Origin of the sequence: Microcystis sp. M083S1 (assembly GCF_020246405.1) — a bacterium.
Lineage (GTDB): Bacteria > Cyanobacteriota > Cyanobacteriia > Cyanobacteriales > Microcystaceae > Microcystis > Microcystis aeruginosa_C.
The window spans coordinates 1-9835 of sequence record NZ_JADBTB010000063.1 but is presented as its reverse complement, the minus strand read 5'-3'; the positions used below and the strand labels follow the sequence as shown (position 1 = coordinate 9835).

Genomic DNA, 9835 nt, shown 5'->3' with positions numbered 1-9835 from the left:
TCCCCCCTTAATCCCCCCTTGATAAGGGGGGCTTGATCCCCCCTTAATCCCCCCTTGATAAGGGGGGCTTGATCCCCCCTTAATCCCCCCTTGATAAGGGGGGCTTGATCCCCCCTTAATCCCCCCTTGATAAGGGGGGCAGAGGGAAGGGCTAGTAATTGAGAAATTTTCTGTTTTTGTTGAGTGATTTTAGTCTCTATCTGTTGTAATTCTCCCGTTTTTAGGGTAATATGAGCAATTTCTTGCCTGTAGGAAACGGGGGGAAGTTTATTTAATGTTGGGGGTGGTGAAGGTAAGGTGAGTTCGGGGAGGGGAATCTGCAACTTTTTTAGGGAGAGTTCCAACTGTTGACGTTGGGTTTGGAGTCGTTGTCTCTCGGTAATGCGATCGCTTAGTATCTGACCCGCAACGATCCGAGAACCCTGTTTGACCCGCAGATCTGCGGGGGTGGTAAGGGTCAATCGGATTTTGATCTCTCTCGGTACGGTGGAGTGGGTTTTTTTCGGAGAGGAGGGAATGGTAACAGGGGTAACAGGGGTAACAGGTGTAACAGGTGTAACGGTGGTGCTGGGGGTTTTTTGGGCTGTGGTGTAACTGCAACCGACTAGGGTGATGATGGTGGCGACGGCAAGGGTCAGGTAACGAAAGAAATCAGGACGGGGGGAATAGAAAGGTTCCGGGACAATGGGGGAAGTATCGGCTTCTCTCAGGGCAACACTCTCGCTTGTTTTCTCGCTGTGTTTCTCGATTATGGGGACAATGGGGGAAGTATCGGCTTCTTTCAGGGCAAGCCCTTCGGCTTCTCTCAGGGTAAACACTGAACTTTGTCTGAGTGTTTTTTGAGGAGCGATCGTTTCTAAGACAGTTGGAATTTCCAAGACAGTCGGGGTTTCCGAGACAGTTGGAATTTCCAAGACAGTTGGCATTTCTGAGACGGTTTCTCCCGTGCGTTCGCGTTTCCAGCGACTAATCAGCTTACGGGAACAACCCTTACCCGTTTTCTCCCGTACCAACGAGATCAGACCTTCGTAGGTCGTACCGGCTGGTGCGCCGTCGAGGATAGTGAAAACCGTCTCAGTGCGTCGCTGGTGGGGTTTTGACTTAGAAAGAGTGCTAACCATCTTTTACCCTCCGGTGATAGGGAAAGATGCTGGTCACTTCTGCCTGTTTGCCGAAACGACATAGGGCGGTCAAGGGTACTAACTCGGCTACTTTCTTCTCGGCGAAACGGAATTTGGCGGCTACCCGTTTTACTTCCGATTGGTCCACTGGCAGAACGATTTTGGTAGAGGAGTTACCGATCACGTCGTCGCTGAGATGTCGTTCCGATTGGGATGCCAACACCAAACCCAACCCGTACTTACGACCGTCAGCGATGATGCGGTCACAGGCCCGACTTTTCCGCAATTCTTTAGCCTCATCGATGAATAGGTAGGTACGGGGTAACTTCCCTTCTATTTCTCCCAAGAGACGGTGTCGGTTCATCAATTGCCAGGCCAAGGATTCGGCGGCGATCGCCCCGATCTCCGGCGGTAATTTCGAGAGATCGATGCGGATATGTTTCTCGGTGAAGTCGGGTTGGGGACGGCAGAAGACACCGTAGGTGAAGGTGGCTATCAGTTTCAGTTTCAGTTTTTGCGATTCCTTACAGCCGCTCTCGACCCGCGACTCGATCTCCTGCTGCAAATCGGTAAAATTGGGCGCTTCCCTTGTCCAACTCGTCGGTTGTTCTTGGCTGATACCCCGCCGGTTGTAACAAAATTGCAATATTTCTAACAGTAAACCTTCCTGATTTGGTCCCAACTGCAAAGAACGTTTTAGAGTGGTGGTAACGGCGATGGCCTGTAGATGGGGACCACCCCCTTCAGCATCGAGGTTGACAATCAGGGGATTGATGCCGTGAGAACTGGCCATGTGCAGGGGATAACAAGTTTCGCCGATAATCTCCTGATCGCCGTGGAAATCGATGATAAATAACTGAATATCGGGATAGGTCTGTCTGAGGGAATAGGCGATCGCTTTGAGGGTCTGGGTTTTGCCACTACCGGATGCACCGATGGCGACGATGTGACCGTTGGGGAGATGACCCGGATTCCAATAACAGTTATCCCCCAAGAGGATGCCGGACGGTGGCGATGATTCGTCCGATGGGGAATTGGGGGCCTGTAAAACGGCGGTGGGTAGTGGTTTCTGCTGTTTATTGAACATTTATGATCCTAGCGATGAGATGACCTGAAACGCTGTATTCTCCCAACTTGTCGATCGCATACTGGGGACTAGCGGCGGTAAGTCGGGCGTAGGCGATGTTACCCGGTTGTAGGGTAATAGTATCGAAACGGTCGGCATGACTGGGCAAACTCAGACCCGAACCATCGGCAATGGTCAGCGTTCCCGTTAAATATACCCTGTTACCCTGAGCTACGCCGAAGGGTTCCGTTAAATTAGCGAGCCTATCTAAATACTCATCTTCCAAGAAGATATTTTCGATCTTTACTTGGACTGGTGCGACCCTTTCCACGCGAAGGCGCGAGGCGATGATCTGAGATTCCTGACTCGAACCCAGTCGGTACACCGTTCCCCCTTCGTCCTTGACCAGCAGATCGCTAACGGTCAACGGTTCGATTACCTCGTAGGTAGCATCCACCGGCTGTTCGGTAATGGCATTTCTCCCTTGAACCCTAACCCGCAACAGATAACGGGAAGCATCCTCGTTCACCGTCTCGATCGCTCCCGACGGCAAACCCAACGCCTGATTGAATCCGCGAATCAGACCACCACCACTGTTGATAGAAATACTCAGGATGGAGACGACCACAAGAATAAACAGCAGGAACCACTCGGCATTACTGCCCGTGGCCAACCTCAAACGAGGATTTCTGGGGATGATCATCCTTCCCCGACCGGGATAAAACGCCTGCACTCCCGACTTAGTAAAAACATCGGCAAACCAGCCGAAAAAGTAACCGAGAATCAGACCGTACCAGAGTTGACTATGACCCAGTAGGGCCAAGGGATAAGCCGCAAGGGTGACGACACCAGACGCAAAAAAACTGTGGGTTATGCCCCGGTGAACCGTTCTCTTTTCTAGCCAACCACTGACGGGAAACAAGAGCCTTCCGATCGAGCTTTTGCCCGTGTCAATATCTGGCAACAAGGCCGCCATCGCCGCTATGCCCAATATCTCCGGATTGGCGGTTCCCAACGTTATACTCGTCAAAGCTACCGAAAAGGCTATATGAGTGACGCTCATCATATAAATTATGAGTTATAAATTATGAATTATAAATTGTGAATTATAGATTATAAATTATAGTTTATCAGTTCTGAATTAGGAAGTGGTAGTCGTGAATGATAACTTAAATTATCGAGCGGCAAAGGTTGGTTTTTGGCTGTGATCGGTAATAGGTAAACTGACAACTAATAGCCGATGATAGGCGATCGCTTTTCTGATTGGTAGTCGGTAGCGGTCGCTTTTGGTTTATATCTTTAGTATGTTTCTAGTCTCTTACTAAGTCAACTACCTATTAATTAGTATTTTACAGGTATTTTACTAATCCTCATTAGTTTATCTAATCAGTCTTGTACTTAGTAGGTTACAGGGTTAGACTTAAAAGGTAATGTATTAGTATTAAATCAATTAAAATCATGGCTACTGAGAATAGACCAGTATCCTGTTATCTCCCAAAAGATATAGAAGACAGCCTTACTAAGTATTGCACTCAAAACAATATCACTCGAAAAGATAAGGCCGGGAACATTCAACCGGCAATGGGAACCGCCATAGTAGAGATTCTCGAAACCTTTTTCGGAGATAGCCCTAGCAAGTTGCCCAACTTCGAGGAAAAGATCGACGCGGCGATCGAAGCCAAAATGAACGCGGCGATCGCATCGCTTCGGACTGAATTAGCTCCCCTATATGCGATCGCCCAGAGAGAAGATTAGAGCGGTCTCGCGTAGCGAGCGCTTTGCGTTCACCTAATGCACGCCCGTCAGTCATATTTGAAACAGATTAGCTAGGAGATTACCTCATGACAGCAGTTACCGAAAATGATCTAAAAAGGCTAGAAGATTTAATCGTTAGTAGTATGAGGGTGATCGAGTCCCGATTAACTAGCCTAGAAAATGGACAATCAGAAATCAAGTCAGATATAAAGTCCCTGAATGGAAAGACAGAAAATATCGACAAGCGACTCACCTCGATCGAAGCCCGTCTAGAAGCATGGAAACCCTCGATCGACAAAACGGCCGATCTTGCCGAAAAAGTAGGAGAACTGAAAAACTGGAAGCAGATCGGGGTAGTGGTAATCACCGCTTTTATCAGTTCGATCCTTAGCGGCATTACCGGCGGGGTGATCGGTTGGCTGATCCGTTCAGCGAAATTCAACCCCTAACACCTAAAACCTAACACCTAACCCTTTTATCCATGCCCTCGACTTTCTCAGCCAGCTTGGCTTGTCCTATCTCTAGCTTGGTTAGCCGGTCATCTATTTTGTCAAACCCCTCATCTACCTTGTCAAATCTCTCATCTATCCTTTTTTCAAGAGAATCGATTTTTTGGCTAACTTCCTTAATGCTGTCTTTGATTTCCCGGAGAACAGCTTCTAGGGAATACTGTATAAATTATAGACTTTAATCTATTGTCCTGTATATAAAAAAACTGTTTAATCAGGTCACTGTTTATAAGAATCCTTTAAATATTATGTATCACGACTACACATCTAATTTTCTGCTTATCAATTGGTTTAACACAAAGCCTAAAAGTGGCAGGCTTTAAACCCAATTTTTCGATAAATCTCTGGCTTTTTATCCACCAGCCCTCAACACTTGTTCAGCCGTTAATTTCAGCCCTGGGAAAATGGTGGAAGTTATAGTCTGATTGCCTCGAAACTGCTGAATTTCATATTCTCCATCCACTAGCGTACAGATGGATAGAGTGGGCTGTTTGGGCTTACCAATATGTCGAGTCCCGCCCAATCCCGCATAATCGGCAATCCAATATTCAGGAATGCCTAAAACGGCGTAATCTTCAACTTTGCGGGCATAATCGTTTTGCCAGTTGCTACTGACAACTTCCGCCACAAATTTAATCGAACTCCCCAGCGTCAGAATCGACTGGTTAGACCAAAGTAGTTCTTTGCTAAGTTCATCTCGATCCACAACCGCAACGTCAGGTCGAAATGCCGTCATGTTAAGGTGGGAAGGACGCAGTAGTCCCCGTTGAAGAACAAACCAAGGTAAATCTATTTTATCGATCTGGACACAGACCTTTGTGGTAATGAAAGCTGCGACTTCCTCATGCAAACCCGTCGGTTCCAAATCGAACACCTCTCCATCGATGAGTTCGTAGCGATTATCGCCACCGTAACGAGCGAGAAACTCGTCAAAGCTGAGTTGCTTTTGTTCTATTGGTTGGTCGATCGCAATGGTCATAGGTCAGTTGATTAAGCTCAACTCTTTCAGTTTAGCGGAACTATATGTGACAGACCAAACTACTAAGGGAGGATGAAGTCAGCGTCCCAAACGGTTAGACTGTCCGGGTAAGGAATAAATCATCAACCTGACCATTCCCACCGCTACGGTCAGTATCCCTCCGATCAGATAAAGACTGGTGTTATTAAAACCGAGTCCCAAGAATCTGAGAATCATAAAACCCATGAGAACGGCAATTAGTAGGGGAGTACCGTCGATCCACTGGGTATGGTCATAATTATTACTCTCTAATCCTAAATATTCTTCCTTGACCACCCGTTTCGCTAACATCGGATTACCGATCGCCCGTTGTTGCCAATCGGCCAGTTTACCCGGTGTCACCCGCAATCCCAAATCGTTTGCTTCCCCTTCCATAATTTCGCGGATCGCCCTTTCTGGTAAGGCTTCCAATTCGATGCGGGGAAGCTTCAAAAAAATATCTCTGGCCGGGGGATAAGTGGCTAATAATAATATCGGCTGTCCCTGTAAATGCAGTTTTTCCAACCAACAACGCAGGGAAACGGGGAACCTGTGGCCATTGTCCATGACCAGAAAAGCGACGTTATTTTGCAACCATTCGGCGATGGTTTCCTGTAACTGTTGTGCCGTCATCGGTTTGCCCTCTAGCGTCTCCGTATCTACCCCCAAATCCCCGGCGATTTCTAGAAGCATCTGTTTGACCGTGCCGATGGCAGGGGCAGCCACAGGAAACCCCCGCCCCCACAAGTCCTCGATCACCCGCTCCGCTAAAAAGGTCTTCCCCGCTCCGTCTTCCCCCACCACCAACAAACTGGCATTGGCTAGTAGGGCGGCCACCACCCGCTCTTTTTCTGCTCCCCTATAGCAGGAGATTGAAACGGAACCATCAACGGAAGGGATCGACAAAGACTGACGCTCACCGTCCGCTCCAACCCCGTAGGTATAGACCCGCTCCTCCCCGTTAGCCAATCTCCTTCTGTGTCGCTCGATCATCGTTCCGATTCCCAGTTCCCTTTCTTAACTATAGTTCCCCCCAATCTTTACTAGGGGATAACTCTGTACTACTTTACTTCTGGTGAGAGAAAGTGAAGTATTGACCGCCATTCGTGGCATCCTAGAGATAGGTGGTAAACCTTGACGGTTTTGCTGGATTTACTCTATCTATCTCCTAAAGGTAGAGGACTTGCAGTTAGCTTGCAGAGATGCCGAGAGCCATGACCACCTAACCCACCGGTGTTCTTAAAGATTTTCTCAATGAAAATGCTGAATTTAAAATGGGGGAAGCTTTTTTGCTGGGGTCATTGTTTACGATCAGATTGTCCAGTATTTGAGGAGTCAGTAAATGTCGATGTCACGCCGTCTTGAGCGCCTATTGACTATTGACCAATTGCTGCGTTCGGGCAAGCGAATTACCCAGGGAATTTTAACGGAGCATCTCGAAGTCAAAGAAAGAACCGTCAGAAATGACCTGCATTTTTTGAGGGACAGATATTTTGCACCTTTAGAGTACGACCAATCGGCCAAAAGATGGTACTATACCGACCCTAATTGGCGTTTGCCCAGTATTTCCTTAAGTCAAGGAGAATTATTTGCTCTGACGCTGGGGGCAAAAATGTTAGAGTCCTATGCAGGAAGTGCTTATGAAAAAGAATTGCGATCTTCGATCGAGCGTTTATCGGAGCGATTACCAGAGCAAACTTGGATTAATTTGCAAAGGTTAGCTGATGAGCGCATTTATTTTCGTCCTGGTGCTGAAATGCTCAATCTTAATCCCGAAATATGGCAGCAGTTACTAGATGCCTTCAATACTTCCCGACGGATTTGGATTCGCTATTATGCGGCGACTCGCAATGAGGAATCAGATCGGGTGGTAGATCCCTATTTTTTGGACATTTATCGCGGTAGCAATCCGTATTTAATCGGTTTTTGCCATAAACGACAGGCGATAAGGGATTTTCGTATCGATCGAATTAAGAATCTCAGGATACTTGATGAGACGTTTGAGAAAGATTCTAGTTTTAATGCTAAAGCTTATCTGGAAAAACGATTTCAAAACGAAGGAGGGGATAAATTATTTTCGGTCACAATCTGGTTTAATCCTTCCTCTGCCCCTTTTATCAAAGAAAGACGCTGGCATACTTCTCAAAAGTTAGTCGAACATCCCGATGGCTCATTAACCTTACATTTAGTCGTAGAGGGATTAAATGATCTTAAACGATGGGTTTTGGGTTATGGCAAGGGAGCAATTGTCAAAGAACCACAAGAATTAGTTCAATTGATTAAGAGGGAAGTTGAGGAAATGAGTCAACATTACAAACTTTCGACAACCGAAAGCTAAGAAGGAGCAAAATATGAATTTTCTGGAAATTCAATTTTCTTTAAGAGGACAAACTCTGCCCGCCGATCATGGTTTTTCTCTATATTCTGCGATTAAAAATCTGTGTTATAAACAACAGCCAACTTTATTAAATGATAATAATTTGTCATCGGATGTTTTGCTCTCCAGTATTTCTGGGGTTTCTAATAAAAGTGGTATGATTTATCTAAATAAATATTCTCGTTTTCGGTTAAGATGTCCCGCCGAAGATGCGACCCAATGGTATCGCTTTCTTCAAAATCAGGTTTTAGATATTAGAGGTCACTTAATCCGATTGGTTCAACCTCGTTTAACTCTACCTGAAATTAGTAGTCTTCTCAAAGCAAGGTTAGTTATCTTCCATTTACAACAATGGAATACTCAGGAAGCTCCCCTATATTTTCTTGAATCTTGTCAAAAAGCTCTTGATCAAGAAAATATTCATGGAAAAGCCTTTATTAACAGTAATTCTCAGGGAGACTTAGCTTTAAGAAGTATCCGAATTAAAGATAAAAATGTCTTAGGATACGGAGTATTTATTGAGGGCTTAAGTAACGAAGATTCTCTTAAACTTCAAGGACATGGATTAGGGGGACGCAAGCATTTTGGGTGTGGGTGGTTCTATCCAGTCAAGGAGGATAATTATGCAGAATAAATTATGCCCTAATATTTTATTAGCAAAGTCTTTCGATTCAGGTCATTGGAAAGGCTCTTACGGACTGGTGGGACATACAGCAGATGTGGTCAATGCTGTTACAGTTTTACTGGAAAATATCGGTCAAGGAATCATAAATCAATTTGATTTGAAATGTAGCTGGGAAGGTTTTCGTGCCACAGCTAGATTGTCAGCTTATTTGCATGATTGGGGTAAAGCCAATGACCATTTTCAAATGATGGTTAGAGGTAAGCGAGATATTAGGGAAAATCCGCAGTTAATCCGTCATGAGTTAGCCTCAATGCTCCTAGCTTGGGAATATCGAGAATGGTTACAGCAGTGTCCTAATGCTGATTTTCTTACGGCACTTGTGGCGGCAGGAGGACATCATTTAAAACTAGGTTGGGATTCTAGAAAACAGTCTCCTAATGATGAACTTGGCGAAATTCGTAATGGATCGGGAAGCGATCGCTTATATCTTTATACTGAACCGCAATATTTTCGGGGAATGCTCAAGCATGGAGTCAAAGCATTAGGCTTACCCAAGCAATTAAAGCTATCGGTCAAACCTTCTAGGGAATGGACTGTGAACGAGATTAAGTCTAAACGTCAATTATTGGGTGGTGATTCTGTAGTAGTGATGGCGGCTTAATCCTTTGCCAGTTGTGCATTGTAGTCATGGATAAAATACCAAACAGCCCCAACGTGATTCTCCATTTTTTTAGAGAAAGATAGACTCTCTCTCACCAACCGAGAAATCCTTTGTCGAAAGGTATTATTTAATCTTTCAATATGATTAGTTTGACCAGTTTCTTTCCCGACTGGTCGATGACGTTTACTGGGAATTACTGTCTTATATGACTCCCAAAAGTCTGTGTAAGCAACTGCACATTGTCGGTAAACACCTGGTAAACTAGCCCAAAGTTTTTTGGCTGATTGACGACTCCTATCTCCTAAATAGCAACCAATAATTTCTCTTGTATTTCTATCAATTGCCAGCCAAATATAGACCTTTATCGTCTTAGAAAAAACAAAAGACCACATTTCATCACATTCTATAACCAATTTACCTTTTGGTTTGTCCGAAACCTTTATTTGACGGGGGACAGCCGCCAGTTTATTGTTGACATAATTTTGTAACCATGACCAACTTACCCCTGTTACTCTAGCAATTCCTCGTAAGGAAATTCGTTCGAGCAAGAGTTTATCAATTAATTGTTTGGTTTCGTCAGAGACGGTTTTATTAGTGGGATTGATCACAAACTGACGACCACATTCTTTACATTGACGTTTGGGTTTTCCATTATGAATAGAACCATTCTTGATCGTATGGTGAGAACCACAATTAGGACAGGGGAACGGAGGTGAACTAGGGG

General features: G+C 45.3%; 11 protein-coding genes and 1 pseudogene. 5 read left to right on the top strand and 7 right to left on the bottom strand.

Annotated features, from left to right (window positions below):
- From IM450_RS05805 to IM450_RS05795, 3 genes and pseudogenes are all read right to left on the bottom strand, one after another.
- Positions 1–1121 (bottom strand): annotated as a pseudogene (locus IM450_RS05805) (hypothetical protein); the annotation flags it as partial.
- Positions 1114–2208, bottom strand: coding sequence for an ATP-binding protein (locus IM450_RS05800; RefSeq protein ID WP_287671479.1), 1095 nt, complete (start codon positions 2206–2208; stop codon positions 1114–1116). The gene IM450_RS05800 and the pseudogene IM450_RS05805, both read right to left, overlap by 8 nt.
- Positions 2198–3253 carry a metal-dependent hydrolase gene (locus IM450_RS05795; RefSeq protein ID WP_287709486.1) on the bottom strand — a complete coding sequence of 352 codons (1056 nt, stop codon included), beginning with the start codon at positions 3251–3253 and terminating at the stop codon, positions 2198–2200. Before IM450_RS05795 ends, IM450_RS05800 begins: the two co-directional genes overlap by 11 nt.
- A gap of 392 nt (positions 3254–3645) precedes the next feature.
- On the opposite strand from IM450_RS05795, the gene IM450_RS05790 reads away from it, so the two are divergent.
- A complete protein-coding gene (locus tag IM450_RS05790) occupies positions 3646–3942 on the top strand; it encodes a hypothetical protein (RefSeq protein WP_002762525.1) in 297 nt (98 codons plus the stop codon).
- 86 nt (positions 3943–4028) lie between these two features.
- Entirely contained in the window at positions 4029–4391 is a 363-nt protein-coding gene (locus IM450_RS05785) for a hypothetical protein (RefSeq protein ID WP_002762526.1), read from the top strand.
- Between the two features lie 10 nt (positions 4392–4401).
- On the opposite strand, the gene IM450_RS05780 is transcribed toward IM450_RS05785, so the two are convergent.
- The 3 genes from IM450_RS05780 to IM450_RS05770 all read right to left on the bottom strand — a co-directional run bounded on the left by IM450_RS05780 (position 4402) and on the right by IM450_RS05770 (position 6441).
- Positions 4402–4617 (bottom strand): DUF4164 family protein, encoded by a 216-nt coding sequence (locus IM450_RS05780; RefSeq protein WP_071839468.1) that lies wholly within the window; start codon positions 4615–4617, stop codon positions 4402–4404.
- A 186-nt stretch (positions 4618–4803) separates the two neighbouring features.
- Entirely contained in the window at positions 4804–5430 is a 627-nt protein-coding gene (locus IM450_RS05775) for a Uma2 family endonuclease (RefSeq protein WP_287671474.1), read from the bottom strand.
- Positions 5431–5508: 78 nt separating this feature from the next.
- Complete coding sequence (locus IM450_RS05770; RefSeq protein WP_287671472.1) at positions 5509–6441, bottom strand: ATP-binding protein; 933 nt, start codon at positions 6439–6441, stop codon at positions 5509–5511.
- A gap of 349 nt (positions 6442–6790) precedes the next feature.
- Between IM450_RS05770 and IM450_RS05765 the strand changes: the two genes are divergently transcribed.
- Genes IM450_RS05765 through IM450_RS05755 form a run of 3 tightly spaced genes read left to right on the top strand, consistent with a single transcriptional unit; the run spans position 6791 to position 9111 of the window.
- Entirely contained in the window at positions 6791–7786 is a 996-nt protein-coding gene (locus tag IM450_RS05765; RefSeq protein WP_287671469.1) for a helix-turn-helix transcriptional regulator, read from the top strand.
- Between the two features lie 13 nt (positions 7787–7799).
- Complete coding sequence (gene cas6, locus IM450_RS05760) at positions 7800–8459, top strand: type I-MYXAN CRISPR-associated protein Cas6/Cmx6 (protein WP_287671465.1); 660 nt, start codon at positions 7800–7802, stop codon at positions 8457–8459.
- Complete coding sequence (locus IM450_RS05755; RefSeq protein ID WP_287671462.1) at positions 8449–9111, top strand: CRISPR-associated endonuclease Cas3''; 663 nt, start codon at positions 8449–8451, stop codon at positions 9109–9111. Before cas6 ends, IM450_RS05755 begins: the two co-directional genes overlap by 11 nt.
- On the opposite strand, the gene IM450_RS05750 is transcribed toward IM450_RS05755, so the two are convergent.
- On the bottom strand, positions 9108–9785 hold the full coding sequence (locus tag IM450_RS05750) for an IS1 family transposase (protein WP_287671481.1): 678 nt from the start codon (positions 9783–9785) through the stop codon (positions 9108–9110). The two genes, IM450_RS05755 and IM450_RS05750, sit on opposite strands and share 4 nt — an antisense overlap.
- Between the last annotated feature and the right edge of the window lie 50 nt (positions 9786–9835).

What these genes read in the sequence shown, in the direction of transcription:
- IM450_RS05800 (WP_287671479.1), bottom strand. Translation starts at nt 2,208, where the DNA reads ATGTTCAATAAACAGCAGAAACCACTACCCACCGCCGTTTTACAGGCC.
- IM450_RS05795 (WP_287709486.1), bottom strand. Translation starts at nt 3,253, where the DNA reads ATGATGAGCGTCACTCATATAGCCTTTTCGGTAGCTTTGACGAGTATA.
- IM450_RS05790 (WP_002762525.1), top strand. Translation starts at nt 3,646, where the DNA reads ATGGCTACTGAGAATAGACCAGTATCCTGTTATCTCCCAAAAGATATA.
- IM450_RS05785 (WP_002762526.1), top strand. Translation starts at nt 4,029, where the DNA reads ATGACAGCAGTTACCGAAAATGATCTAAAAAGGCTAGAAGATTTAATC.
- IM450_RS05775 (WP_287671474.1), bottom strand. Translation starts at nt 5,430, where the DNA reads ATGACCATTGCGATCGACCAACCAATAGAACAAAAGCAACTCAGCTTT.
- IM450_RS05770 (WP_287671472.1), bottom strand. Translation starts at nt 6,441, where the DNA reads ATGATCGAGCGACACAGAAGGAGATTGGCTAACGGGGAGGAGCGGGTC.
- IM450_RS05765 (WP_287671469.1), top strand. Translation starts at nt 6,791, where the DNA reads ATGTCGATGTCACGCCGTCTTGAGCGCCTATTGACTATTGACCAATTG.
- cas6 (WP_287671465.1), top strand. Translation starts at nt 7,800, where the DNA reads ATGAATTTTCTGGAAATTCAATTTTCTTTAAGAGGACAAACTCTGCCC.
- IM450_RS05755 (WP_287671462.1), top strand. Translation starts at nt 8,449, where the DNA reads ATGCAGAATAAATTATGCCCTAATATTTTATTAGCAAAGTCTTTCGAT.